The organism is Chloracidobacterium sp. (assembly GCA_016711345.1).
Classification (GTDB): Bacteria; Acidobacteriota; Blastocatellia; order Pyrinomonadales; family Pyrinomonadaceae; genus OLB17.
Genome location: JADJTD010000001.1, coordinates 1,151,765 through 1,176,958, shown reverse-complemented (window position 1 = coordinate 1,176,958; position 25,194 = coordinate 1,151,765). Strand labels below are relative to the sequence as shown.

Here is a 25,194-nt window from a genome sequence, read left to right as displayed (position 1 = left end):
AAGCCGAAATTTGATATAATTTTGATACGATCCTATGCACCTTTGTAGGGACCCGATCCCATTGTTTTTAATTGACTTTTGAAATTGAGGAATCGTTATGGAAAAGCAGGCCGCTCAGAACATTCAGGATGCATTTTTGAACTCCGCTCGACGCGAACGCATCTCGGTTGTCATTCATCTTCTACACGGATCAACTCTTACCGGAAGAATAAAAAGTTTTGACAAGTTTTCGGTCTTGCTCGATGTCGGCGGGCCGGATGTACTAATATTCAAACACGGCATTTCCTCGATCTCTCAGGAGCGGAAGCCGGTATCCGATATTCAGTCTTGAAGGGAAAATTCATCACGTTTGAAGGCATCGACGGCAGCGGAAAGTCCACGCAGATGCGTATGCTTGCCAGTGAACTCGCGAGTTCCGGCGTCGAGGTCATTACCACTTGTGAGCCTGGCGGTACTCCGCTCGGCAGAGCGTTGCGCGAGGCATTTCTCGAAACGAAAGAAACAGTCGCGCCTATGGCAGAATTGCTATCTTTCGCTGCCGACCGAGCACAGCACGTCGAATACCTAATTAAACCGGCACTTGAAATCGGAAAGATCGTTATCTCCGATCGCTATGCCGATGCAACATTTGCGTATCAGGGAGCGGGACGCGGGTTTGACGAAGAAAAGGTCAACCAAGTTATAGAACTCGCGACCGGCGGACTAAAACCTGATCTGACATTGTTTTTTGACATTACGGTTGAGGAAGCCATTGCAAGAATGGCAGATCGTGATGAAAATCACACGAAAAGAAATCGAATGGACGAGGAAACCGGTGAATTTTATACTCGTGTGCGAAAAGCGTATTTGGGAATCGCCCGACGCGAACCTGAGCGTTTTCGCGTGATCAAAGCCATGGGAACCATGGAAGAAATTCATGCTAATGTTGTTTCTATAATCTCGGAAACTCTAAATATCGATGTTTAGCAAACTCGTCGGAAAAGACAACGTAAAACATACGCTAAAACATTTACTCGCTAACGGCCGCGTGCCTAATGCTTTGCTTTTTGCGGGCGATGAAGGCGTGGGAAAACAGCAGTTTGCATTGGAGCTTATTAAGGCAATTATTTGCCCGGAACCCAATGACGGCGAAGGCTGCGGCGTTTGTGCGGTGTGCAGCCGTGTTGATGCATTTGCGATTCCTGAACCAACGGATAAGAACCGAGACGATTTCAAAAAAGTATTTTTCGGCGGCCACAGCGATGTCGGTAAGATCGTTGCACATAGACGAACGATCGCTGTCGATGCGATCCGTGACCTCGAGAAACACGCGCATTATTTGCCATACGAAGCAAAGGCACGATTTTTTATCATCGACGACGCCGACAAGATGAACGACGAATCGTCTAACGCTCTGCTAAAGACGCTCGAAGAACCTGCGCCGACATCCTATATTTTTTTGATCACGTCACGTCCTGATTCACTGCTTGCAACTGTCCGTTCGCGCTGCCAGACACTGAGGTTTGCACCTGTCGCGATCGAAGATGTTGAACGATTTCTCATTGAAGATCGAGCGTTCTCACACGACGAAGCAAGACTCGCATCAAGATTGTCGAGAGGCAGTATTGGCAGAGCGGTTTCGATAAATGTCGAAAAATTCCGGACCGCACGCGAAAGAATGCTCGGTATTGTCACAAATGCTCTCGAATCCGGCGACCGTGCCGCCATGCTCCGCACCGCCGAGGAAATGAATGATGCCAAGAATAAAGATCTGTTCGAGCAGAACCTCGATATTTTGCAATCGCTGATCCATGATGTTTGGACGCTAAACGTGAGCAGTAACGCAGTAAGAATTGTAAATACAGATCTCGCCGACAAACTTACATTGTTAGCCGACAACGCACGCTCTGCCGATCTTCCCGCGTGGCTCACCGCGATAGACACAATTCGTGAAAACCTCGTCGTAAACATTAACAAGAAGATCGCCGCCGATGCGTTGTTTATGGAGATGGCAGCATAAGTTATACTGACTGCGTTTCGTAAAGTAGTTATGCGGGCCGAACAGCAGATCACGCCTTTCACTATTTCAACAACCGCTGAGCGATCGATAGCGGCTGCTGGTGTCGCCGCGATCACCGCCGGTTCCGGAGCAGTTGCGTATTTTGATCCCTCAAAGGTCAATTTCCTTCCTGTCTGTCCACTCTTTACTTTGACCGGATTCGCTTGCCCGGGCTGCGGATTGACGCGCGGGTTTCATGCTTTATTTCATGGCGATATTTTGACGGCGGTGGATTTTAATGCGTTGATCCCTTTGTGGGTATTGGTCTTTGGCTATATTTTTGTTTCGCTTGTTTTCGTCACAGTGCGTGGAAAAGGACTGCCGATGTGGTTAACTCGTCCGAAGTTTTTGTGGGCGTTTATGATATTGCTTCTGGTCTTTGGCGTAGTGCGAAACATTCCGGCTCATCCATTTACGATTCTATTTCCTTAAGAATATTCACCACAAAGGGACAGAGAACACAAAGGTAAGATTAAAAAGCTTTGTGTTCTTTGTGCCTTTGTGGTGAATCTGCTTTATGTTATTTGGACGAGCGGTTTTTCTTTGATGAGCGATTTTGCGGCCGAGCCTTCTTTTCTTAAAATCTCGACTTCTTTTACAAACTCTTCGACGATGTCTTCGCCGGCTACGCGGCGCATCGGGATGCCGTCCTTAAATATCATTCCGACGTTGCGGCCGAATGTGATGCCGAGCTGCGAATCGTGAGCCTCGCCTGGGCCGTTCACTGCGCAGCCCATGATCGATAAGTGCAAAGGTTCCTCGACGTGAGCTAAGCGACGTTCGACCTCGGTGACGATCTCGACAAAATTATCAATATCGAGTCGTCCGCAAGTCGGGCAGGCGACGACCGTGACGCCGCGTTTGCGCAGTTCTAAAGATTTGAGAATTTCCCAGCCTACGCGGACTTCTTCATGCGGCTCGGCTGCTAAGGACACGCGGATCGTGTCGCCTATGCCTTCGTGCAATAAAACGCCGAGGCCGATCGCTGATTTAATGGTTCCGCCAAACGGTGTTCCGGCCTCTGTCACACCCAGATGAAGCGGGTAATCGACCTTGGCTGCCATCAAACGATACGCTTCGACCATTCGATTAACGTCCGAAGCTTTGAGCGAAATAATGATGTCGCCAAATCCGAGGTCTTCGAGAATGCGGATGTGACGCATGCCGCTTTCGACCATCGCTTCGGGCGTTGCGGTGCCGTATTTTTTTAACAGATCTTTTTCGAGCGAACCGCCATTGACGCCGATACGGATCGGTACTTTTTGAGCTTCGGCGGCACGAACAACTTCACGGACTCGGTCGATGTGGCCGATGTTGCCGGGATTGATACGAAGTTTGTCGATGCCGGCGTCGAGCGCCTTCAGAGCCAGCTTGTAGTGAAAATGTATGTCTGCAACGATCGGAACGTCGGTGCGTTTGCGTATCTCATACATCGCCGCCGCCGCATCATCGTCGGGCACGGCAATGCGAACGATTTCACAGCCTGCCTCGACCATTTCATCTATCTGCCGCAAGGTTCCGTCAACGTCGGTCGTGTCGGTTTTGGTCATCGACTGAACAACGACGGGAGCACCACCGCCGATCTGAATATCTCTGACCTTAACTGCTTTTGTAACTCGTTTCATATGTAACCGTGTCAGTATCCCGCACGTAAGTAAGGGATCTTCGTTACATTGGAGAGCCCTTACTTACGTGCGGGCTACTGACACGAACTATTTTCCAATCAATCTCGATACGTCAAAGAAAATCACAGTTACCATCAATAGCAGCACTATCGCGAGGCCAGTCAATTGGATCCGCTCGCGTGCGACCATCGACAGTGTTTTCCCAAACCACGACAGCACTTTCTCGATGCCGAGTACCATTATTTGTCCGCCGTCGAGCATCGGTATTGGCAGAAGGTTCATCACGCCTAGGCTGAGGCTGATCGCGGTTAGTATGAAAAGCAGTCCGAAGAAGCCGCTTGAAAACACGGTATTTACAATAGCCTGACCGATTCCAATCGGTCCCGAAACCGTGTCTCGTGCAGAACGTTCGCCCGCACCGACCTGACCCAGAGCAGTACCGGTCATTCTCAAGGTGCGAAGATTAGTATCGATCGCCCAAGAAATAGCCCCACCGACCGTAGAGGGTTCGTAATTTTCTAATTGGGACGAATCGAAGTGTATCCCGACAAGCCATTGATCATCCTTAAGGACGGCGTTGGTTGTGACCTCAGAGCGTTCGCCGTTGCGGATAAGAGAGAGTTTTATCGGTTGATCCTTCGCTTGGCCAATAAGGTCCTTCATTTCCTTAGGACTATTAACTGTCTTGCCGTTAACAGATACGATCAAGTCGCCCTTTTTAAGACCTGAGCTGGCGGCCGGCATATCGGGTTGTAATTTTCCGACGACGACTGGTTCCGTACCGTCATCAGTCGACATATCTAAGACTCCACCTGATTGTCCGCTCACGGTGATCTTGGTTGGACTTATAGAAAGCGGGATTCGTTGACCCTCGCGCTCTATGGCGACATCAATCGGCTTTTCTGGCCTAAGGAGAGCTTCTTCGTTAATCCGATCCCAAGAGGGGTTTTCAATGCCGGCAAAATTTACAATCCGGTCACCAACTTTGATGCCCGCCTTTTCAGCGGCACCATCAGCCTTTACCGAACCTATAACCGGAGCCGGAACCGCAGGGACTCCGTAAGCTAGAGCTATCCCAAAGGGTATCGAGAGAGCCAAAACAAAATTCATGAAAGGCCCGCCGAGCATTACGAAAAACTTTTGCCACCGCGGACGGAGTTCGTAAAGCTCACTTTCCGGAACCGGATCGCCTTGTGATTCGCCGCCTTCGAGCGGCCCGGTTGCTTCGTCGCCGTAAAGTTTGACGTATGCACCAAGCGGAATCGCGCTGACGCGATAGTCCGTGTGACCTACTTTAAACCCAAAGAGACGAGGGCCGAGTCCGAAAAATGAATATGCCTCAACACGCATTCCAAAAAACTTTGCCACAAGAAAATGGCCGAGTTCATGAATGTTTATGGCAACACCGAGAACAAAAAGAATAGCTAAAATTGCAATTAAAATATCTGGCATCAAAATATCCTTGAGCTAAAAAACCCTAACTTAGAGACCACTAATGCGGCGTAAGTTGTAAACTAAAAGTGTAAAACCCCCGCACAATCCAGTCAATCTAATTCGTGATCGCCGCCGAAGATACCTTTGCAGCTAATAACTTTTCCACACCGGCGCGTGCTTCGCGGTCGGCGTTCAATATGGTTTCTAGATCAGCCGCAGGCTTATTCTCGTGCGCGTGGATTACCCGTGCATTGATCTCGGCAATTTCAGAAAGTCTGATGCGTCCATCTAAAAATGCCTGAACAGTCGTTTCGTTAGCAGCATTCAGAGCCGTCGCCATCGTTCCGCCTGCCTTTAGTGCATCGTAAGCTAAGCCGAGGCAAGGGAATCGTTCGACATCCGGCTCTTCGAAATCAAGACGGCTGAGGCTGGCAAGATCGAGCGGCGGAAGGCAATTTTCGCGGCGGTCGGGATATGTGAGCGCGTATTGGATCGCGTGTTTCATGTCCGTCACGCCCAATTGAGCGATTATCGAGCCGTCGACCATCTCGACCATCGAATGCACGACAGATTGCGGGTGAACGACGACCGAAATTTGATCGGCGTCGAAACCGAAAAGCCATTTCGCCTCGATAACCTCAAAGCCCTTATTCATTAGCGTGGCAGAATCGATAGTGATCTTATCGCCCATATTCCAGTTCGGGTGTGCAAGGGCCTCTTCGCGGGTGGCGTTGGCGATCTCGGCTTTTGTCGATTCGCGAAACGGTCCGCCAGACGCTGTGAGGATCAGACGTTTCACTTCACCTCGTTTTTCTCCACGCAGGCATTGGTGGATCGCGTTATGCTCGCTATCGACCGGCAAAATCTCCGCACCCGATTTTTTCGCGGCTTCTGTCATCAATTCGCCGGCCATGACAAGCGTTTCCTTATTAGCCAGAGCTATACGCTTGCCCGCCTCAATGGCTCGCAGCGTCGGCACAAAACCAACAGCTCCAACAGTTGCGGAGACGACGATCTCGGCTTCAGGATGTGTCGCGACCGCGATAAGGCCTTCGGAATTAAGTTCGATACGCGGCGGCTTTACGCCGAGAGAGTGAAGTTCGCGTTCCAATATTTCGGCACACTCCTGATCGTCGCAGGACACAAGCTCAGGCTGAAATTCGGCTATCTGGACAGCGAATTTCTTCATATTGCGGCCAGCCGCCATCGCCACGACACGCAAGTCGCCGAGATGTTCGATCACTTTTAAAGTGTTGCAGCCGATCGAGCCGGTGGAACCAAGGATGGAAATGGACCTCATAAGAACGCGAGATAAAGATTAACACATAAGAACCTGCTTATAAACGTGTCCATTCCACTGCCGATCGCGGTGCCCGCGTCCGGCTGCCTCGAGTTCCGGCGTCGCTCTCAACTGTCCATTTGTCGCCAAAGAAGGATCAAGGAGCGGGCACATGAATGGGCGGCGTCATGGGAACAGTTATACGCGTGAGCAGGCAGGGTGCCTTTGGGTGTCCTCGGACTCGTTGATCGAAGGAGGCTTTTTCTCGCTGCCCATTCTTTTTCGATGGCTTTTTGGGGGGTCTCCGATGGCTTTTTGAGGTCGAAAGATGGCTTTTTGGGGTCACAAAATGGCTTTTTTGGACACGTTTTTAGTTAAACCGTTGCAGATCAGATGTTTAGCATGACATCCGCATGTTTTTGACAAGAGCCAACGTTTCTCGTCGTTGATCTACATCCTCGTCTATGACATCCGGCATCTTTGCCTTTATTTAGACAAATAAAAGGTTAAATTTTCTCAATATTGCTAAATTCGAAGGAAGCTTCTAAGCGATCTGTTTTAGATTCACCGGCGGCCTGTTTGTCGGCGAGAAATTGGTTGAACTCAGCAGAGCGGTTTTTGGGCACACTCAGAGTTTTCCAGTCCGCTGACTTGAAATGCTTGGCAAGCAAGACGATCTGGCCCACATGATAGGCGTAGTGCGTCATTTGGCGGTTTAGCGCCTCGGCAATTGTATGCGGCTCGCCGCGTATCGGCACAGTGCGTGAGAAATCTTCGACTGTCAGCGGTTCGATCGCTTCAAACAGCGTCTGCCAGCCTGTTTCCCAGAATTTCATCAACGATTCGCGGCTGTCGCCGATCAACTCAAACTCGGTATCGCGGTGACGGTCAGGCTTTTCGCCGTCGCTTGTCAAAAAATCGCGCCAACGCGAATGCAGGTTCCCGGCGATGTGCTTTACGATCAGTGCGACTGAATTGGCCTCGGGGTCAATAAGCGCAAAAAAATCTTCGTCGCTGATTTGTTCTATGGCACGCTCCGCCATCTTTTTGTAATTGCGGAAGGACTGGATCGCGTCAGCATGATAGTTCTCAATTATTTTCTTCATTTTGTCCTCTCAAGATCAATTGAATCAAGGTGTGCTTTGGCGATCTGCAGAGCGGTGAAGATATCACCGGCAAAGTGCTTACGTCCGACTTTGTCGACAAAACCGCTCTTTCGCATTACGCGGTAGACACTTCGCGAAACCGCCGAGAACACAATAACTTGATCATTCTCCAATGCTTCGTCAGCGAGTTCTTCAAGAACATGGATGCCGCTGGCATCGATGGTCGGGACCTGCCTCATCCTGAGGATAAGCACTTTTGGTTTGGTCGCGACGACACGGATCGATTCCTTAAACTGACGAACAGCTCCGAAAAACAACGAGCCGTAGATCTCAAATACCTCAACACCATCAGGGATCTCGATATCGGTCATATCGCGCCCCTGAAATTCTTCGTCTTCTTTCAAATTCTCAGTAATTAGATCGACATGCGTTTCGGTCGACATTTTTTCTAGGAAGAGGAAGGCGGCGAGCAGGATACCGACCTGTATGGCGACCGTTAATTCGATAAAGACAGTGAGAAAAAATGTTGCCAACAACACCGCGAGATCGCCACGTGGGCTGCTAAGTAAATGGCGAAACTCCCGCCATTCGCTCATGTTGTAGGCGACAACGACAAGGATCGCTGCAAGCGTTGCCATCGGAATCATCGCAGCCCATTTGCCGATGAATAGGAGAACAAGCAGCAGGAAAATACAGTGAATAATGGCGGAAACCGGTGTTGTGCCTCCGCTTTTGATGTTTGTTGCGGTGCGAGCTATGGCTCCGGTGGCGGGAATACCGCCAAACATGACGGAGGTGATGTTGCCTGCACCTTGGGCGATAAGCTCCATATTTGAGCGGTGCCGCGTTCCCATCATTCCATCAGCTACGACAGCTGCGAGTAGGCTTTCCAGTCCCGCGAGGATCGCAATAGTTATCGCAGGAGAAAACATCTCCTGTACCAGCGACCATGTGACGACCGGGAAATGCGGCATCGGGAGAGTACTGGGCACTCCACCAAATCGGGTCGCGATAGTTGCGACCGGTATTTGAAAATACTGAACCACGAATGTTATGGCAAGAATCGCTATTAACGGGCCGGGAACGCGGTGAGTCACCTTAGGCCACAAAATAATTATCAAAAGCGACGCCGATCCGACCGCGATCGCATAAGGGTCGACCGTCGCAATATGTCGAACGTACTCCAGCCATTTTTCGACAAAATCGGCAGGAACTCTTTCCAGCTTAAGTCCAAGAAAGTCACTTACCTGGGACGAGAAGATAATTAGGGCGATGCCTGATGTGAAGCCGATCACGACCGGGTATGGAACAAATTTGAGAAATGCACCCATGCGTGCAAGGCCCATTATGATCAGCAATATGCCTGCGATCAGAGTCGCAACGACCAAGCCGTCGTAGCCGTATTTCTGGACGACGCCGTAAACGATAACGATGAAGGCACCCGTCGGGCCGCTGATCTGTGCCCGTGATCCGCCAAGGACGGCGATCACAAAACCGGCGAAGATCGCAGTATAAAGCCCCTGCTCAGGCTTTACTCCCGATGCGATGGCGAGTGCGATCGAGAGCGGCAGGGCAACCACGCCAACCGTCAATCCACCGAGCAGGTCACCCTGAAACTGTTTTCGCGTATAACCCTCGCGTAATACAGTGATGATCTTCGGTTCGAGTTTTCGGTACATTGCTGGGTTAGGATGATTTGATATTCGCGGCGAGTTCTGACCTGTTGAAGGATTTCTGACCGCCTGTTTCCATCTCTTTGAGCGTCACTTTGCCTTCGGCGATCTCGGATTCGCCGAGGACGCAGACCCACGGCACTTTGATCGTGTCGGCATACTTCATTTGCTTGCCGAGCTTGTCGGCTTCGGGATAAAGCGTGACACGAAGGCCTTGTGAGCGGAGTTCGTTCGCGAGTTTGAGCGATTCTGCGACGGTTTCATCGCTCCAGATCGTCACCATCACATCCGCAGGCGTCGATTCCGCGATCTCAGGCGGAAACATCCCGCGTTCTTCCATTACAACAAGAATGCGTTCAAGCCCCAACGAAAACCCGCACGCGGGTATCTGCTCCTTCCCAAACATCCCGATCAACCCGTCATAACGCCCGCCGCCGCCGAGTGAACCTGCGAGGTCGGGGACGTTGATCTCCATGATCGTACCCGTGTAATAAGAAAGCCCACGAGCAAGAAAAGGCTGGACTACGACATTCTCACCCTTCACAAGATCGACGATTTGGTGAAGTCGCATCTTAGTATTGAACGACTTCTCTGCGTCTTTTCCATTGGGTACGCACTGTTGAAGTACAAGGCCATTCACGTCGACTTCGCCTTGCCAAGCGTTATAAACACTATGGTAAATTGCACGCAGTCTATCTACCGATTCATCGTTGATTCCTTTCGCTGCAATCTCGCCAAACACCTCATCTGGTGACATCTTGTCCAGCTTATCAATTGCTGTTAAAGCGATACCGTGTTGCTCGGATTCGATCCCGCAGGCATCGAGAATGTCGAATATAAGCTGTCGATCATTTATTTTAACGATGAAATTATTGAATTTGAGTTCCTTCAGTATTGCACACGCCGCCGAGATGATCTCGGCTTCGACGACCATGGAAGTCGAGCCGATGCAATCGACGTCGCATTGGTAGAATTCGCGAAAACGGCCTTTGGCAGGGCGGTCGGCTCGCCAGACGGGTTGGATTTGGTAGCGTTTGAAGAATTTGGGAAGGTCGTTTTTGTTGTTGGCAACGACGCGGGCTAGGGGAACTGTTAGGTCATATCGAAGTGCGAGATCGCTGAGGGCACGCTCGTTAACACTCGCGTTTCCGCCGTTCGCGAGGGCTTCGTCGAGTTTTTCTCCGCGTTTTAATATTTTGAAGACAAGCTGATTTCCCTCGTCGCCGTATTTGCCCATTAAGGTTTCGAGGTTTTCGACTGAAGGGGTTTCGAGGGGTTCGAAGCCGTAGGATTCGTAAACCTCTTTGATGATGTTGATGACGTAATTACGCTTTCTGACGTCGGCGGGGAGAAAGTCGCGCATTCCGCGGGCTGGATTTGTACTTGCCATAAGAATATTTTAGCCACGAATTACACGAATAGCACGAATCCGAATTCTTATTCGTAAAATTCGTGGCTAATTCAATTCACGCGTCCGTAAGCTCGACGATATTTTCAATGTCGAATGCGAATACGAAGTTTTCACCAACACAACCGCCATCGCCTAGAATGTCCAGCCCTGAAGTTCGTGCCTCGATCATAGTTCCGGGGCCATATGGCGGTTCGCAGGGCAATGCCGGATCGATAAGCACCGGCGTCCGTCCAGTCAACTGAAGTATCCTGCCGAGCTCGATCAGAGTCTCCGCATTAACTATGTTGAGCAAATTGCTTACTATCGTTCGGTTAATGTCGTGTTCCTGATTCAGTATCTCATCCGTTTTAAGAAAGAGATCGGCAAGGATCGTCGAAGCATTTTCGGAAACGCCGACTTCTAGTAATTCACTGACAAAGCCTTCGACATTGTATTTGTTAAAACTTCGGATGGCGGGAAAGGTTTGGTGCCGCAGAGTCTCGGTAACACGGACCGTTTCCAAAATACCTTCCAAAATACCGCCGTGACTTAGATATATTGCGAAATTTTTGATGCCCAGACGGCTAAGGGCTTCATTTACAGCAAGTATCGCGTTTGCCTCGACCGATTTATCGTCTCCTTCAATCTTCTTTTGGAATGTTTCGACACTTTCAAGCGGCTCAAAGCCGTAGCTTTCGTAAACCTCTCTAATAATGCCGAGTACGTATTCGCGTTTTCGGACATCCGAGGGCAGAAAATCGCTCATTCCAAGATCTGGGTTGGTGCTTGCCATAGACCTATTTTAGCTACGAATTACACGAATAGCACGAATACAAAAATTCTTATTAGTGTTATTTGTGTCATTCGTGGCTAAGAATATTGTTTTTTGAGTTCTGTGTAGTTTCGCCATGACTGGTCGAGATAGGCGAGTTCGTCGTGGGTGAGTTCGCGTTTTACCTTTGCTGGCGAGCCCATTACAAGCGAGTTTGGCGGTATTTGCGTTCCCGGTGTAAGCAGCGAACCTGCGGCGACGAGTGAGTTTCGGCCGACTCGGACGCCGTCCATTAAGATCGCTCCGATGCCAATTAAACAGCCGCTTTCGACGTGGCATCCGTGAAGCACGACGCGATGGCCGACGGTTATTTCGTCTTCGAGAATGGTTGAGTGCGTATTCGAGCTGACGTGTATCACCGTCATGTCCTGGATGTTTGTACGTGCACCGATGCGAATGAAATTTACATCGCCGCGAATTATCGAGCCAAACCATACACTCGATTCTTTGCCTATATGGACATCACCTATGACGACGGCATCTTCGGCGATGAATGCCGTTTCATGTATTTTCGGATGGATATTATTGAATGGCTTTAACATCAAGAAATTTTCCGCAAAGACGCAAAGAACGCAAAGTAGATCGGCAAAAACTTACCTACTGAGTTTGCGCCGCAACACTCCAAGCGCCTGCTCGAGTTCAGTGATACGAAGCAGCTTCGCCACTATCAAGAATATGACACAGCCAAGCACGATCGGGACCAATGCTTCTATTAGTCTGACGGTAAAGGCTTTGTCGCCAAAGTAATTTGTAAGCAGATAATAAGCGCCATAGGCCGTAGCGGACATAGCTGCGGATGCGATCAAAACGCGAACTAACGACGACAAAATGTCGCGGCCGTTGAGCCGTTTAATTCGCTTACGCATATACAAAGAAAGAGCAAGAAAATTTACGGAGGCGACGACAGATGTCGCAAGAGCGACACCCACATGACCGAATCCGTTTGGCCTTTCGGCTGAGACTCCGACCGTCGAAAGCAGCTGCATCATCCCAAAACTTGTCGGGACATGAATGAGGATCGACGCAAGACTTATATACATCGGCGTTTTTGCGTCGTCGAGGGCGTAGAATGCCGGCGAAAGTACCTTGACAGCTGCGTAACCTGCAAGGCCAACTGAGTACGCAGTCAATGCCCAAGCCGTCATATCAGTATCGAAAGCCGTGAATTCGCCGCGTTCGTAGATAAGGCCGATTATTGGCTGGCCGAGGACGATCAGGCCGCATGCCGATGGAATGGCAAGCAAAAACACCAGCTTAATTGCATCCGAAAGAGTCGAGCGGAATTTTACAATGTTTTCCTCGGAGGCAAGACGCGAAAGAGCCGGGATCGCTGCTGTGCCGATGGCGACGCCGAATACACCTATCGGAAACTGCATCAACCGAAATGAATAACTGAGCCACGAAGCTCCGCCGTCGATGCCCGACGCAACGATCGTGTCGACCAATACCTTGATCTGAATTGCTCCGGTGCCGATGATCGCCGGACCCATAAGCCGCATGACGCGGCGCACGCCTTCGTCCGCAAAGCTAAGCCGCAGCGAAAAACGAAAACCGACGGCAAACAGCGACGGCAACTGTATTAAAAGTTGCGCCGCTCCGCCAAGCAGCGTCCCTATCGACATTCCGATGATCGCCCATTGTGCTGCATCGCTTGGCACGACGATCTTATCGACCGAGCGTTCCCAAACGCCGCCGCTCAACCAAAAAGCAAACCCAAGCCCCGCGATGATCGAAACGACATTAAATGCCGTCGAAGCCGACGCCGGAATGCCGAAACGCCCTTTTGTGTTCAGAACGCCCATTGCCAACGCAGCAAGTGCAACGAGCAGAATGAACGGGAACATTATCTGCATCAACGTTGTGGCAAGTGCAGCTTTTTCGGGCGGATAATAGTGATTCGGGTCGCCGAGATAGTTGTAGGTGATTATTTTTACAAACAGCGGCGAAAGAAAGATACCTACGATGCAGACCACGCTTAGCACGACCGCAAGTCCGTTGAAGATCAGGCTCGCGAGCCGCCAAGCCTCTTTCTCGCTGTTCTTGATCTGGTAATCGGTAAAAACCTTAACGAATGCCGCAGAAAGTGCCCCCTCAGCAAACAGGTCGCGCAGCAAATTCGGTATGCGAAAACCAACAATGAACGCATCGTAAAGAAAACCAGCTCCAAAATATCTCGCAAATATCGTTTCGCGGATCAGCCCCAAAACGCGCGAGAACATCACCGCGATCGAAACTATGCCGGCAGAGCGAGCGACGCTTTTATGCTTTGTTACCGGAGGCTCGGCCTCGACGATCAGATTGGCATCGACAGGCTCGGCCAACGATTCCGGCGTTTCCGATTCGCTTTTTTCATTTTTGGGTTCGGTCATTGACAGGCGGCCATACGCATTGGCCAAACCGAAATTATCTCACGGGCGGTAAAAAGAAAAAAGGAAGCAATTCTAGTGCTTCCCTTAATAGACAGTTTGGTAAGTACGATATTAGTTGCCTCGGCGAGATCGTCCGTCCGGATAGCTTACTCGTGATCTTGCGAGGCGCGTTTCGAGCGAAATTGCGTCGTAGGGCATTGGGGCCGGGCCGCCGAATTGGCTTTGGACGAGCGTTACAAAGTTATTCTGAAAAGCGCGAAATCGCGGGACGCTGCCGCGCTGGTTAAAGATAACAAAAAGATACTTACCGTTTCGCGTGTTGATCTCACCGCAAAGTGCGCTCACACCGGCGTCGGTTTGGCCGAGCGTTCCTGTCTTTCCGACGACACTGCCGGTAGAAAAATCGGCATCGAAGCGGTTTTCAAGCGTTCCTTTGTCGATGCCGGCAACGGGCATGATGTCGGCGTATGTCATCTGATAACGAGCCAGATCTGTTCGAAGGGCACGCAAGAGCAGCATCATTGCGTTTGGCGTAACGCGGTTGTAGCCGAGGCCGCTCGATGTCTGGATCGAGAACTCTACGGGTGGAACGTTTGCATTAAGATGAACAAGTCGTGCGACAGCATAAGGACCGCCGATCATCTCGCCGAGGCGTTCGGAAAGAAAGTTGTTTGAATAACAAAGCGTGGCTTTGAGGATCTCACGGATAGGAGTCGATTCGTGCGTAAACAGCAACTGCAGGCTGCTCGGTATCGGTTGAGCATAGACCGATCCGGTGAAGGTGACGCTGGGAACAGGGTTTGCTTGGCCGTATCTTCCGGAATACGAAAGATAATTGAGCCATGAACGCGTCGCTGCGGCTGAACGCTTTGACGCGTCCAAAGAGGCGAAAAGCGATTGTCCGGATGCGAGCGAGGAGCCGGAATAGTTCATCGCGAAATTGTCCGTCACGATCAGATCGCCCGTTACCGTACGAATGCCGATCTTGTTCAATTCGTCTGCCACAGTCACCGCATGCTGGAATCCAAACATCGGATCTTTGCCCGACATATACACGTTGCCGTTGAGCGTGCCGGTCGACCGGTCGATCGCTCCGTCCGTGTAAACGATAGTTGAGAAACGAAAATCGGGGCCGAACGTTTTGAGGACTGCGTACGCTGTCGCGACCTTGACGTTCGAAGCCGGGTTGAATACCTGTGTCGAGTTACTTTCGATGACAACATTGCCTTCGAGCGATTCGATCAGAACACCCGAATAGCCCGGGATCGACACCTGTGCAAGAGCAGGGAAAAGGGTTCGGACGGCATTTGAAGAGACCGGCGCTGGTGAGACGCTACCTGTCTTTTGAATCAAATTAGGCGTCGATGAAGGCCTAACAACCTTTATGTCCTGAAGCAGCGGCTGAGGCGAACTCTGACCAAAATTAACGCCCGCAGTTAGGCACAATATCGCCGCAATGCATAACAAATTGATTGTTTTTCTTATAGATCGTGACATTGAAACCAGATTTTTCAGCAGGACCGAGCGGCAGGCTTTCGGGGCAGCGGAAAGCGACGCTAAAACTAATATACCACATTTTGACATCGAGGTTTCAAGTTTTGGGGTCTTCATGTTCATGCTAAGTGACAGGCGTTTTATATGATGACTTCAACCGGCAGGGCGATGCATGTCATTAAGCGGTGCTTATGGCAGCAATTGCTTTTGTTTATACACGAAGAAAATGAAAAATGGAAGTATTTTTTTCTGCTGGCTGCCGTCGACCTAATTTCTAGGTGCGGCCGGTACACTTAACGATGAACTTATCGCCCTTATTGATGTGCTGCCTTTAGTGCTGGCTTAAAGGTTAATCCACAAAATCGACATCGACACGGTGCGGTATGATGCCGGCCTTGTGGCCTTCGTCGAGGAGGCGGCGGACGGCTTCGCGGCCTCGGTCGCCGTAATCGAGCGTGAGGTCATTTACCCACATTGCTACAAATCTGTCGGCGAGTTCCGGCTTCATATCGCGGGCGAACTGCATCGCGTAGGCGAGAGCGTCTTCGCGGTTTTCCATTGAGTAAACGATGCTCTTGTGAAGGTGTTTTGAAACTTGCCGCATCAGATCTGCGCCGAGGTCGCGGCGGATAACATTTCCGCCCATCGGCAAAGGCAGGCCGGTTTTATCATGCCACCATTCACCGAGGTCTAGCAACTTATGAAGGCCGAGTTGGTTGTAAAAGAGCTGACCTTCGTGAATAAGCAGGCCGGCATGAACATCACCGCTTTTCACAACATCAATGATCTCGTCAAACGGCACGACGATATGCTCAAAATTCGGATTAAAGATCTTGAGAGCAAGATAGGCGCTCGTCAGTTCGCCCGGAATGGCGATCGTCATTTCGCCGATGTCAGCAGCATCACGAGGCTCGCCTGAAACTACGATCGGGCCGTATTTGTCACCGATGCTCGCTCCGTGCGGCAGCAAAGCGTATTTGTCGGCAACATATGCATAGGCGTGAAAGGAAATTGCCGTCACATCATAAACACCATTGTGAGCGTCCTCATTTAGTTTCTGGATGTCTTTAAGCGTGTGATTGAATTTCAGCCCTTCGGTCTCGAGCTTATTCGTCGCGAGTCCGTAGAACATAAATGCGTCGTCTGAATCGGGCGAATGCGCAACGGTGATGGTACGAGTTTTAGACATTTCTTTAGCTATTGCCGGCATAGGTCAAACCTGACAGTGATAAATATTGGTGTCGTAGAAAATCTCTATTCTATCGTTTTCAGCGTGTTTGGCAAACAGACGGAGCAGGTCTTCGAAAACCGTTTTAAATGTAGGATCTGATTCGCTGGGCATGTATGACGCAGAAAGCATTCTGCCCTTCAAGCCTTGGAAATCGAAGATCTGGCTGTTTGCAAACGTCGCCAATCCGTATTCTTTTTGAAAGAAATCGGCGATCTCGACGGCGTGGATATTCTCATGCCGTACGTGGACATAGTCGTCGGCATATTTAAGCAGAAATGCCTCATATTCGACAAGAAACGGCGTCGTGTCTAACTGGCGTTCATTCCATATTAGCACAATATGCCCGCCAGGCATTAGGATCCGCTTGAACTCGGGCCTCGTTTTTTCTGCGTCAAACCAATGGAACGCCTGCGCAGCAATGATCATATCGACGAACGAATCGGCAAGCGTGGTTTGATCTGATGTGCCGTCAACGGATGTGAAATTTGAAAAGGGTTCGAGATATTTTTCAGCTGCGTCTCGCATCGCAGCGTTCGGTTCGACACCGAAAACACGATTGCCATTTTCGAGGAACATCTTTGTCGAGATACCCGTTCCACAGCCGACATCGGCGATAACATGTTCAGATCTTAGGCCGCAATTTGCTTCGAGATAGCTAATTATTTCGCGCGGATAGTCAGGGCGATATTTGACGTAGTTTTCGACGCGGTTTGAAAAACGCTCTACTGTATCGGTCATATGAAAATTTTTAACGCAAAGACGCGAAGATGCAAAGACGCAAAGGAAAAAGAGTTATAGCCGTTAATTCTCTTTACTTTGCGGCCTTGGCATATTTGCGTTAACTCACTTTTACTTCTTCACCAGTCCACTGTGATTTTTTATCGTGAGGAATATCGAATTGATCCAAGATGCGAAAGCAGAGATGTTCGACGAGATCGTCAATGGTTTTTGGCCGATGATAAAAACCAGGGCTCGCGGGCAATATTCGTGCGCCGGCGTGAGTCAGCTTGAGCATATTTTCGAGGTGAATCGCGCTGTAAGGAGTTTCGCGCGGAACCAAAACCAGTTTTCGGCCTTCTTTTAGACAAACGTCAGCCGCTCTATGGATCAAATTTGTACCCGCACCTGAAGCGATCGCTCCCATAGTACCCATCGAGCAAGGAACGACAATCATTCCTGCCTGCTTGTTGGATCCGGACGAAGGCTTCGCAGCAAAATTGTCGAGCCGCCAGAAACGTATCAATTTTGAATCTACTGGCAAACCGAGCCATTCGTTGATCTTTGATGCGTCCGTTTCCTTTAGATTTACGCCCATTTCGACCTGAGCAACTGTCACTGCCGTGCCGGAGACGATCAGATTTAAGGCTTCAACAACGCCGCTTGCTGCGAGAAGCTGCAAGGTCCGGTGAGCATACATCGTGCCCGAAGCACCTGTGATCGCAACTGTTAATTCCATTTACTAAATATTATCTTATTTTCGACGGATAACAATAAAAAAGCATAACCTTTGCAACCAAGAGGCTTATATCACCCTCATAACAGAGGTTATGCGTAATAGAACGACTTTTTCGTCCCTCTTATTATTAATACTGCTATCTTACATTGCGGTTGACGGCCAAACTGTTCAAAGAAATCCCATCATTATTATTCCCGGTTTTTCAGGCACAGAAATAGTTGATGCTGAGGGAAGGACGGTCTGGTTCAGCGTAAAGCGGGGCAAGACGGACGATCTGCGGTTGCCTATACAATCGCCGGTTATCTCACACAATCGCGACAGCTTGCAGCCAAAGGATTTAATTCGTTCCGTTGATATTAAATTGTTTCCGGATATCGAAGTTTACCAATCACTGATCGACTCTCTCAAGGCAAAGGGTTATACCGAGGCTCAATGGAACGACCCAAAAGCGGCAAATGTTTTTTATGTTTTTCCCTACGATTGGCGGCGTGACAATGTCGAGTCGGCGCAGCTATTAATGCGCCGAATGGCGGCGGTTCGCAAAGCTGTTCGTGATCCGAAGCTAAAGTTCGACATTTTGGCGCATTCTATGGGGGGCCTTATCGCTCGTTATGCAGCAATGTATGGAACGGCCGATCTGCCGGCGGAAGGCGTACAGCCCAAACCCAATGGGTCAGGCGCGGCATTTATGAACAAAATCATGATGTTCGGCACGCCGAACGAGGGGTCCTTTAACGCATTTGAAGCGTTGCTAAGGGGTTCACCGATCATCGCGGACCGAAAGCTGCCCTTTGTCGACGACTTGCGGCCGGAGGATGTTTTTGCGACGCCGTCAATGTTTCAGCTTCTCCCGCATCCGTCAGCAGCTCGATTTTATGATGAAAATCTAAAGCCGATCGCTCTCGATCTTTACGACGCCGACACATGGCTAAAATACGGTTGGGGCGCGCTAGCCGACCCGAAATTCCTAGGCAAGCTAAAGGATGCTCCTCGACTGGCTCTTACAAATAAAGACATTAAACCAAAAGCACTTGATAAAAAGGCGAACATTGATGACCGTCTTACAGGTCGGACAACTTATGCGCAGGCGCGTTCATATTTTGTGTCGGTGTTAAGCAGGGCGAAGCGCTTTCATTCCGCACTTGATGTAGTGGAAAAAAATGTGCCGTTAGATCTGTATGCTTTTGGAGGGAACTGCTCGCAGACGCTTGACGGCGCCGTGCTCATCCATGACGAAAAGGACAATAAATGGACGACACTGCTTGAAGCAAAAGACATCAAGGCAAATGACGGCACTGAGTATAAAAAAGATCAGGTAAAAGAACTTATCTACTCACTTGGCGACGGGCGTGTTACGCAACGCTCACTACTTGCTGCAACTCAAAAGATGACCAACGGCAAACCCGAATTTGACGACGGCATCTACCCAATAAAAACCTCAGTTTTCGCCTGCGGCGTTCACATCAGACTCTTTCTGGAAAAAGAGATACAAGACAGCTTTCTAAGTGCTCTTCTCGTTGAAAAAGAGTCTACTCCCTAGAGCGTTCTATTTAAGGATTTAGCAGCACATAGAGGCGGTCGGCCCAGTCGGAGCGGGAATTTTTTAGGATCTCATACTGTACTTGCGCCATGTCATTATTGCCGAGTTTTATATAGGCGCGGCCGAGGTTGTAACGCGCCTTTTCGAAGTCAGGATTGTAGCCAAGTGCACTGTTCAATGCCTCAACGCTTTCTTCGGTCTTGCCGATCTCAAGATAACACTCGGCGAGGTAGTTGTACGTTTTTGCATCGGGCCGGTAGATCTTTAGTTGGTCAAAGGCCGTAGCGGCGGCGGCAAAACGGTTCTTTTTAAATAATGCGAGGCCGAGTTTTTCAATCGCATTGACGTGATCAGGTTTGATGGCTATGGCTCGTTGATAGGCTAGAATTTCTTCGTCCGTCCGGTTCATCTTGCCAAATGTAAGGCCGAGCGAATATTGAATGTCTGCGTTACCGTCATCAAGACGTAAAGCCGTTTTATATGCCTCAACTGCATCTTTGTATTGGCCGAGCGCAAAACTCGACACGCCAATATTGATGAAAGTTGCCGACCATTCCGGGCGAAGTTTTGCTGCTTGACGCGATGCACGCAATGCGTCGGCATGACGGCCAAGCACGCCGTAGCAATAACCTGCCTGATACCACGCCTCGGCATAATTGGCATCGGTCTCGACTGCTTTTTCAAAGTACGGCAAAGCTCTGGCGTAATCGTCACGTGAAAGTTGGGCGAGGCCTTGCGAATAGAGACGCTCGGCTGATGAGCGCTTGTTTTTTTGGCTCTCGGCACTCAGTGATGAAAAAGATTGAAGGTCGTTAATGCGAAGCTGTAAAATACGCTCGGCGGGAACAGCGAAATTCAGGTTTTGCCCCTCGGCGGCTTGCAGCGTGGCGACACCGATCACCTGTCCGGCCATATTCACGACCGGCGAACCGGACGAGCCGGGCGAGATCGAAGCAGTTATCTGAATTATTTTTCCGTAGCCGGAAATCTCACGCACCGCCGAAACAATTCCATTCGACACGCTGCCTTCGAGGCCATATGGGTTGCCGATTACGACTATCGATTCGCCTTCCTGAGGAACCGCCCGAACTATAGGAAGCGGAATTGCAAGTGCTTTCGGAACATCGACTTTCAACAATGCGAGGTCGCCTTCGCCGTCAACTGCCAGGACGCCACGAACCGGGAATTTCTTTCCGTCAAGAAGATGGATCTCAACGCGGGTCGATCTTTCGATGACGTGCCGATTTGTAATGATGCGATCAGGAGCGATAAAGAAACCGCTGCCGCGAGCGACGGTATTGTCTTTTGAATCAAAGGTCTCGATCGCGACCGCCGACGGTTTAATACGCTTTACCAACTCAGGCAAAAAATCCTGCGCCGTTGTTGTCACTACACCCAAAAAAGCGATGTAGATAAGAAAAAAGGTAATTTTTATGCTCGTTCGAACCATTATTGTGACAACCATTGATTATAAGCCGTTTTATAAGCTTCAACAAACTTTTTTGATAAATAAAGATGTAGCAGGGTTTCCGGCTAGCAACTAATAGCCAGTGGCTAGTAGCGGGAATTTAGTTGTTGGCTGCTAGCTGCTATCTATTAGCGACTAGCACATCAAATAATGTTCTAACAAAAAGACGCAGGCCGCTGCATGCCTGCGTCTGGTTTTGATCGTGTTTCCGGAGTCTATTTTACAATACCGTTACCATCGAGAGCGGTATAAACGTCATTTGAATAAAGGCCGAGCCATTTGTCGTGGTTCGGAGTTTGGAATATCTGATCGTAAACCCTTGCGTTTAGGGCTTCGAGGTCGCCGTTAAATCTTCTGTTGAGCCATTCATATAGCTTTGTGTGATATAGAAAATCATTTCGTGTCGAGTCGATCGCAACGAAATTGTCGAGCTTTGCAAAGAGAGCCTTGAACTCATCCTCTGTAAGGCCCGTTTTGCGATTTTGTCTGCGGACAAGTGCGATGCTGTCTGCGTCAATGTTTGATCTTGGCACATAAACGTCGGCGAGTTTGCTCCAATCGTCAAATTTGATTGACGGCTCAAACTTTGCAAAATCGTCAAACACGCGCAGTATCGAATACTCATCGACAACTATCGCTTTTGAAACAGCCATCGGTGCGGCGAGGATCGCAAGCGTTCCTGACTTAGTTTCTGTAAGATCGACGCCTGCTGTTTCGACTGTTTTTTTGCGGTTTGCGATGATCTGATCAAAGCTAGCCTTGCGGTATTTCATCAATGCTGACTGCCGTTTTGCTTCAGACAAAAACTGGACAGCTTTGTTTATTTCGCTTGCCTTCGCAATGTAATCAAGGAACATCACCGGACTGTAAAGGCCGGGAATTGCATCAATGATGCTGCCGTCAGACGAGAGAATGTAATGGACGCTATTGCCTGTGATAGTTCGCTCGATCTTTCGTCCGTCGCCGAAATCAATAGTGATACGCGGAGCCGGACGAACCGATTTCCAATGCAGGATATAGTTGTCGCGAAGATATTTTGAGATATCGGCGTTCGAATAGAGAACTGCCCGGAAAAGTCGGCTGTTGGCACACGAAAATTCTTCGTTCAGATTTCCCAGCAGCCGGAGACTTAGGATCGGTTTGTTTTGAAGCTTCGCGGCTTTTTTTGCTTGGTCGAGATCGGTGTACCAAAAGAGATGCGACGTGTAAACGTCCTTTTGCATTGCGACGGTGTCGAGAGCGCTTGCGACGCGCTTCCAGTTTTCGTCCGCTTCGCCCGTTTTTGTGTAACCGTCAATGTCGGCGGCATATTTAACAAAAAGAGCGTCGAGGCCCGCATTGCCCATTTTTCGAAGTTCGGTAATAGCGGCCTTTGATGTCGAAGACGTTTCCGAAACCGCGAGAACCGCAAGCTCGTCAACAGATGTACCAGCCGCAAAAAGAGTGGATGAAAGGAGAAAGACCGTTGCAAGAAGAAAGGAATATTTGATTTTCATTAGTTTGCTCCAAAAACGAGATTTACTAAACGAACGGTAGATGCTTGGACATCTTGCAGAGATTTTTATTTGCCCGACAGAATTCTTTGCCCTAGCCCACGATTGACGTGCGGGCTTGGGCAATCTGTTTTACAATTGGTCAAAGAGGAACAATTATGAAGATCGCACTTGCCGCCGACCACGCTGGATTTGAAGAAAAAGAAAATCTGAAGAAAATTCTCGATGAGATCGGCGTCGCTTATAAAGACATGGGCACCTATTCGTGTGATTCAGTTGATTATCCGGATTATGCGCGCAAGGTTGGCGAAGCCGTGGTTGACGGCCAGTATGATCGCGGGGTGCTTTTATGCGGTTCCGGAACCGGCATGGCGATAGCGGCAAATAAAGTTCCCGGCGTTCGAGCTGCCGTTGCATGGAACGAAGACATTGCAAAGCTCTCACGACAACACAACGATGCGAATGTGCTTTCGATCCCCGCCCGATTTATTTCGCAGGACGAAATGCAAAAGATCGTCAAGGCGTGGTTTTCTGCCGATTTCGAAGGCGGGCGACACGAGCGTCGCGTGGAAAAGATTGAGCAGATAGAAAAGGATGATCTAACACGATAGCAATGCTTCATCAGGCATATTTTCCAACATTTCCACTCGATCAGTTTATAGATGTGTTCATTTATTTCGAAGGCATTTATCACGCGCATGCAGTTGACCGGTTTTTGCCCAATGGCGACGTTGAGATACTGATCGATTTTCACGATACTCCGCAATATATTTACGACAATCACACGTTGAAGGAGATACAAGCTTGTAATCATGTGTGGGCATCGGGCTTGAGAACCCAGCCGATTACGATACCGGCGGGTAACGGCTCGGCGATGATGGTCATTGCCTTCAAAAAGGGAAAGGCCGCGCCGTTTTTTCCTTTTCCTATGGATGAGATTAAGGACAGCGTTGTCGATGCGGATCTTGTTTGGGGCAGCGATTTTGGACTATTGCGTGAAAGGTTGCTGGCCGTTAAGGATATTACTGAGCGCTTTAAGATCGTCGAGGATTTCTTAACTCGCAAATTTCATTCAAAGCTCGATATGAATCCATGTGTTGCTTTTGCCATCGAAGAAATGACCAAGCGGCCCGACGGCCTTAATATTGCGCGAATGAACGAAAAGATCGGCTATTCACAGAAGCATTTTATCGATATGTTCCGCCGTCAGGTAGGCGTGACCCCGAAGTCATATTTGCGATTGATGCGATTTCAAAAAGCAGTTCAGATCATCGACGATGCTGACAGAGTAGATTGGGGCACGGTCGCTCTCGAATGCGGCTTTTACGATCAGGCGCATTTCATAAATGATTTCAAACATTTTTCGGGATTCACGCCGGAGCAATACGCAAAGATCCACACCAATTATCAGAACTACATTCCGGTAGGTTAGTCAAAGAACTAAGGGTTAATTTTTTCCAATACGCTACGCCGATCGTTGACATACGATTGATGTGATCGGATTTACACTTGGAATTTGGAGATGAAAATGGCACAGAAAACATCGGGCGAATTTGAGAAGGAATTTATGGACGGGCTGGAAGGCTCGACGGGCAGAGATTTGAATACGTGGATGAAGGTTATTGACGCGTTTAACAGCAAGAAACGTAACGAAATGATCGCTTGGCTCAAGGCCGAACATGGTTTCGGCCACATGAACGCCTCTTTGCTTGCCGGCATCCATGCAAACGGCGGCAAGGCTGTTTATGCCAGCACCGACGATCTGCTGGAAAGGCAATTTACAAAAGCCGCTGATATGCGGCCGCTGTTCGATGAATTCGTCGGGTTAATTGCAAAGAACTTTCCTGAGGCGTCAATACTGCCAAAGAAAACGTATGTTTCAGTACTCGCAAATCGCGAATTTGGTGCTGTAAATATTAAGCCGAAAGAACTTCGCATTGGACTGGATCTTGGTGACCGGCCTTTCGATTACAAAGTCGAAAAAGCAAAGCTCACAGGCCCGATGCCGCGGATATCACATATGGTCGTAGTGACCGATCCATGTCAGCTTGATAGTGGTCTGGTGGAATTGCTAAAGCAGTCACATTCGCGTTGTCACTAAGCGAGAGCCTTGCGCAAGAATGTAATGAGCGGGTACATTTCCTTCATCATTTTGACGAGGTTTTTAGGGAACAGGGCGTCGGTCAATGTCTTATCACTTTTGAACTCGGTGAATGCCATGAACTCTTTTAGTTTTAGATATTCAATGGCTTTGTGATCCGCGTCGAAGCCTTTTGGAGCAGACTTGAGGGCATCGCCATGTAGCTCGCCGAACGTATCAAGAAAACTCTTTTTTTTGACGATTTTCAGAAACTCTGCGGTGTTTTTTGCGATCGCATTACGAATCTTAAGCGTCTCGCTCCCGTCAGGAATATGCTTACCGCCAGCTACAAAACTTTTGCCTGGTTCAAGGTGAAAATAATATCCCGGCTGCATAGATTTGCGGCCGCCGGGACTGATGTAAGCTCCAAGGTTTGTTTTGTATGGGCTTTTGTCTTTTGAAAAACGCACATCGCGATAAATGCGAAAAACACAGGATTTTGGATCAATAGAGGCAACGGAGTTGTCGAGTTTGCCGATCTCGCCGATGAGAAATCCCGCAAACGCGGTCATATTATCCTGAGCGGCATCGAATGATCTTTTATTCGCCTGAAACCATTCGCGGTTGTTGTTCTTGCTGAGTTTTTTGAGAAAGTCGAGTGTTTCTTTTGCGATCATATTTTGCAG

24 protein-coding genes are annotated in these 25,194 nt (G+C 49.4%); 8 read left to right on the top strand and 16 right to left on the bottom strand.

Going from position 1 to position 25,194, the window contains the following annotated elements; genetic code table 11:
- Positions 1 to 97 precede the first annotated feature (97 nt).
- From hfq to IPL32_04825, 4 genes are read left to right on the top strand one after another with little or no spacing between them, the layout of a single operon-like run.
- Positions 98 to 331 (top strand): RNA chaperone Hfq, encoded by a 234-nt coding sequence (gene hfq, locus IPL32_04840; GenBank protein ID MBK8465137.1) that lies wholly within the window; start codon positions 98 to 100, stop codon positions 329 to 331.
- Positions 328 to 966: a dTMP kinase gene (locus tag IPL32_04835; GenBank protein ID MBK8465136.1), complete on the top strand. Its 639-nt coding sequence runs from the start codon at positions 328 to 330 to the stop codon at positions 964 to 966. Before hfq ends, IPL32_04835 begins: the two co-directional genes overlap by 4 nt.
- Positions 959 to 1,999 (top strand): DNA polymerase III subunit delta', encoded by a 1,041-nt coding sequence (locus tag IPL32_04830; GenBank protein MBK8465135.1) that lies wholly within the window; start codon positions 959 to 961, stop codon positions 1,997 to 1,999. The genes IPL32_04835 and IPL32_04830 overlap by 8 nt, the downstream gene beginning before the upstream one ends.
- A 30-nt stretch (positions 2,000 to 2,029) precedes the next feature.
- Positions 2,030 to 2,470, top strand: coding sequence for a DUF2752 domain-containing protein (locus IPL32_04825; protein ID MBK8465134.1), 441 nt, complete (start codon positions 2,030 to 2,032; stop codon positions 2,468 to 2,470).
- An 83-nt stretch (positions 2,471 to 2,553) separates the two neighbouring features.
- Here IPL32_04825 and ispG read toward each other — a convergent pair whose 3' ends face one another.
- The 13 genes from ispG to IPL32_04760 form a co-directional block, all read right to left on the bottom strand.
- Positions 2,554 to 3,663, bottom strand: a complete 1,110-nt coding sequence (gene ispG, locus IPL32_04820; protein ID MBK8465133.1) for a flavodoxin-dependent (E)-4-hydroxy-3-methylbut-2-enyl-diphosphate synthase — start codon at positions 3,661 to 3,663, stop codon at positions 2,554 to 2,556.
- A gap of 87 nt (positions 3,664 to 3,750) precedes the next feature.
- The gene (gene rseP, locus IPL32_04815) at positions 3,751 to 5,115 is read right to left on the bottom strand and encodes an RIP metalloprotease RseP (GenBank protein MBK8465132.1); all 1,365 of its coding nucleotides are present in this window, start codon (positions 5,113 to 5,115) and stop codon (positions 3,751 to 3,753) included.
- A 97-nt stretch (positions 5,116 to 5,212) separates the two neighbouring features.
- Positions 5,213 to 6,397 carry a 1-deoxy-D-xylulose-5-phosphate reductoisomerase gene (locus IPL32_04810; protein MBK8465131.1) on the bottom strand — a complete coding sequence of 395 codons (1,185 nt, stop codon included), beginning with the start codon at positions 6,395 to 6,397 and terminating at the stop codon, positions 5,213 to 5,215.
- 485 nt (positions 6,398 to 6,882) lie between these two features.
- The gene (locus IPL32_04805; GenBank protein MBK8465130.1) at positions 6,883 to 7,482 is read right to left on the bottom strand and encodes a DUF1572 family protein; all 600 of its coding nucleotides are present in this window, start codon (positions 7,480 to 7,482) and stop codon (positions 6,883 to 6,885) included.
- The gene (sulP, locus tag IPL32_04800) at positions 7,479 to 9,161 is read right to left on the bottom strand and encodes a sulfate permease (protein MBK8465129.1); all 1,683 of its coding nucleotides are present in this window, start codon (positions 9,159 to 9,161) and stop codon (positions 7,479 to 7,481) included. The genes IPL32_04805 and sulP overlap by 4 nt, the downstream gene beginning before the upstream one ends.
- Positions 9,162 to 9,168: 7 nt before the next feature.
- Positions 9,169 to 10,545 carry a histidine--tRNA ligase gene (gene hisS, locus IPL32_04795; GenBank protein MBK8465128.1) on the bottom strand — a complete coding sequence of 459 codons (1,377 nt, stop codon included), beginning with the start codon at positions 10,543 to 10,545 and terminating at the stop codon, positions 9,169 to 9,171.
- Between the two features lie 76 nt (positions 10,546 to 10,621).
- On the bottom strand, positions 10,622 to 11,338 hold the full coding sequence (locus IPL32_04790; protein MBK8465127.1) for a hypothetical protein: 717 nt from the start codon (positions 11,336 to 11,338) through the stop codon (positions 10,622 to 10,624).
- 77 nt (positions 11,339 to 11,415) lie between these two features.
- A complete protein-coding gene (locus tag IPL32_04785; protein MBK8465126.1) occupies positions 11,416 to 11,919 on the bottom strand; it encodes a gamma carbonic anhydrase family protein in 504 nt (167 codons plus the stop codon).
- 51 nt (positions 11,920 to 11,970) lie between these two features.
- The gene (gene murJ, locus IPL32_04780; protein MBK8465125.1) at positions 11,971 to 13,746 is read right to left on the bottom strand and encodes a murein biosynthesis integral membrane protein MurJ; all 1,776 of its coding nucleotides are present in this window, start codon (positions 13,744 to 13,746) and stop codon (positions 11,971 to 11,973) included.
- A 111-nt stretch (positions 13,747 to 13,857) separates the two neighbouring features.
- Positions 13,858 to 15,243, bottom strand: a complete 1,386-nt coding sequence (locus IPL32_04775) for a D-alanyl-D-alanine carboxypeptidase (protein ID MBK8465124.1) — start codon at positions 15,241 to 15,243, stop codon at positions 13,858 to 13,860.
- Positions 15,244 to 15,589: 346 nt separating this feature from the next.
- The gene (locus IPL32_04770; protein ID MBK8465123.1) at positions 15,590 to 16,429 is read right to left on the bottom strand and encodes an ABC transporter substrate-binding protein; all 840 of its coding nucleotides are present in this window, start codon (positions 16,427 to 16,429) and stop codon (positions 15,590 to 15,592) included.
- Between the two features lie 24 nt (positions 16,430 to 16,453).
- Entirely contained in the window at positions 16,454 to 17,209 is a 756-nt protein-coding gene (locus IPL32_04765) for a class I SAM-dependent methyltransferase (GenBank protein ID MBK8465122.1), read from the bottom strand.
- A 100-nt stretch (positions 17,210 to 17,309) separates the two neighbouring features.
- Entirely contained in the window at positions 17,310 to 17,927 is a 618-nt protein-coding gene (locus IPL32_04760; protein ID MBK8465121.1) for a UbiX family flavin prenyltransferase, read from the bottom strand.
- 91 nt (positions 17,928 to 18,018) lie between these two features.
- On the opposite strand from IPL32_04760, the gene IPL32_04755 reads away from it, so the two are divergent.
- Positions 18,019 to 19,467 (top strand): hypothetical protein, encoded by a 1,449-nt coding sequence (locus IPL32_04755; protein MBK8465120.1) that lies wholly within the window; start codon positions 18,019 to 18,021, stop codon positions 19,465 to 19,467.
- A 10-nt stretch (positions 19,468 to 19,477) separates the two neighbouring features.
- On the opposite strand, the gene IPL32_04750 is transcribed toward IPL32_04755, so the two are convergent.
- Together IPL32_04750 and IPL32_04745 are read right to left on the bottom strand one after the other, a co-directional pair.
- Positions 19,478 to 20,932, bottom strand: a complete 1,455-nt coding sequence (locus IPL32_04750) for a trypsin-like peptidase domain-containing protein (GenBank protein MBK8465119.1) — start codon at positions 20,930 to 20,932, stop codon at positions 19,478 to 19,480.
- A 218-nt stretch (positions 20,933 to 21,150) separates the two neighbouring features.
- Complete coding sequence (locus tag IPL32_04745; protein MBK8465118.1) at positions 21,151 to 22,431, bottom strand: hypothetical protein; 1,281 nt, start codon at positions 22,429 to 22,431, stop codon at positions 21,151 to 21,153.
- Positions 22,432 to 22,586: 155 nt separating this feature from the next.
- On the opposite strand from IPL32_04745, the gene rpiB reads away from it, so the two are divergent.
- The 3 genes from rpiB (at position 22,587) to IPL32_04730 (ending at position 24,529) form a co-directional block, all read left to right on the top strand.
- Positions 22,587 to 23,039: a ribose 5-phosphate isomerase B gene (gene rpiB, locus IPL32_04740; GenBank protein MBK8465117.1), complete on the top strand. Its 453-nt coding sequence runs from the start codon at positions 22,587 to 22,589 to the stop codon at positions 23,037 to 23,039.
- Positions 23,040 to 23,041: 2 nt separating this feature from the next.
- Complete coding sequence (locus IPL32_04735) at positions 23,042 to 23,860, top strand: helix-turn-helix domain-containing protein (GenBank protein ID MBK8465116.1); 819 nt, start codon at positions 23,042 to 23,044, stop codon at positions 23,858 to 23,860.
- 96 nt (positions 23,861 to 23,956) lie between these two features.
- The gene (locus IPL32_04730; protein ID MBK8465115.1) at positions 23,957 to 24,529 is read left to right on the top strand and encodes a DUF4287 domain-containing protein; all 573 of its coding nucleotides are present in this window, start codon (positions 23,957 to 23,959) and stop codon (positions 24,527 to 24,529) included.
- Here the strand turns inward: IPL32_04730 and IPL32_04725 are convergent.
- Positions 24,526 to 25,185, bottom strand: a complete 660-nt coding sequence (locus tag IPL32_04725; protein ID MBK8465114.1) for a DUF2461 domain-containing protein — start codon at positions 25,183 to 25,185, stop codon at positions 24,526 to 24,528. The genes IPL32_04730 and IPL32_04725 overlap by 4 nt on opposite strands.
- Positions 25,186 to 25,194: the final 9 nt, after the last annotated feature.

Excerpts from the sequence above, each read along its gene's own strand:
- hfq (MBK8465137.1), top strand. The coding sequence starts at position 98 with ATGGAAAAGCAGGCCGCTCAGAACATTCAGGATGCATTTTTGAACTCC.
- IPL32_04830 (MBK8465135.1), top strand. The coding sequence starts at position 959 with ATGTTTAGCAAACTCGTCGGAAAAGACAACGTAAAACATACGCTAAAA.
- IPL32_04825 (MBK8465134.1), top strand. The coding sequence starts at position 2,030 with ATGCGGGCCGAACAGCAGATCACGCCTTTCACTATTTCAACAACCGCT.
- ispG (MBK8465133.1), bottom strand. The coding sequence starts at position 3,663 with ATGAAACGAGTTACAAAAGCAGTTAAGGTCAGAGATATTCAGATCGGC.
- rseP (MBK8465132.1), bottom strand. The coding sequence starts at position 5,115 with ATGCCAGATATTTTAATTGCAATTTTAGCTATTCTTTTTGTTCTCGGT.
- IPL32_04810 (MBK8465131.1), bottom strand. The coding sequence starts at position 6,397 with ATGAGGTCCATTTCCATCCTTGGTTCCACCGGCTCGATCGGCTGCAAC.
- IPL32_04805 (MBK8465130.1), bottom strand. The coding sequence starts at position 7,482 with ATGAAGAAAATAATTGAGAACTATCATGCTGACGCGATCCAGTCCTTC.
- sulP (MBK8465129.1), bottom strand. The coding sequence starts at position 9,161 with ATGTACCGAAAACTCGAACCGAAGATCATCACTGTATTACGCGAGGGT.
- hisS (MBK8465128.1), bottom strand. The coding sequence starts at position 10,545 with ATGGCAAGTACAAATCCAGCCCGCGGAATGCGCGACTTTCTCCCCGCC.
- IPL32_04790 (MBK8465127.1), bottom strand. The coding sequence starts at position 11,338 with ATGGCAAGCACCAACCCAGATCTTGGAATGAGCGATTTTCTGCCCTCG.
- IPL32_04785 (MBK8465126.1), bottom strand. The coding sequence starts at position 11,919 with ATGTTAAAGCCATTCAATAATATCCATCCGAAAATACATGAAACGGCA.
- murJ (MBK8465125.1), bottom strand. The coding sequence starts at position 13,746 with ATGACCGAACCCAAAAATGAAAAAAGCGAATCGGAAACGCCGGAATCG.
- IPL32_04775 (MBK8465124.1), bottom strand. The coding sequence starts at position 15,243 with ATGTCACGATCTATAAGAAAAACAATCAATTTGTTATGCATTGCGGCG.
- IPL32_04770 (MBK8465123.1), bottom strand. The coding sequence starts at position 16,429 with ATGTCTAAAACTCGTACCATCACCGTTGCGCATTCGCCCGATTCAGAC.
- IPL32_04765 (MBK8465122.1), bottom strand. The coding sequence starts at position 17,209 with ATGACCGATACAGTAGAGCGTTTTTCAAACCGCGTCGAAAACTACGTC.
- IPL32_04760 (MBK8465121.1), bottom strand. The coding sequence starts at position 17,927 with ATGGAATTAACAGTTGCGATCACAGGTGCTTCGGGCACGATGTATGCT.
- IPL32_04755 (MBK8465120.1), top strand. The coding sequence starts at position 18,019 with ATGCGTAATAGAACGACTTTTTCGTCCCTCTTATTATTAATACTGCTA.
- IPL32_04750 (MBK8465119.1), bottom strand. The coding sequence starts at position 20,932 with ATGGTTGTCACAATAATGGTTCGAACGAGCATAAAAATTACCTTTTTT.
- IPL32_04745 (MBK8465118.1), bottom strand. The coding sequence starts at position 22,431 with ATGAAAATCAAATATTCCTTTCTTCTTGCAACGGTCTTTCTCCTTTCA.
- rpiB (MBK8465117.1), top strand. The coding sequence starts at position 22,587 with ATGAAGATCGCACTTGCCGCCGACCACGCTGGATTTGAAGAAAAAGAA.
- IPL32_04735 (MBK8465116.1), top strand. The coding sequence starts at position 23,042 with ATGCTTCATCAGGCATATTTTCCAACATTTCCACTCGATCAGTTTATA.
- IPL32_04730 (MBK8465115.1), top strand. The coding sequence starts at position 23,957 with ATGGCACAGAAAACATCGGGCGAATTTGAGAAGGAATTTATGGACGGG.
- IPL32_04725 (MBK8465114.1), bottom strand. The coding sequence starts at position 25,185 with ATGATCGCAAAAGAAACACTCGACTTTCTCAAAAAACTCAGCAAGAAC.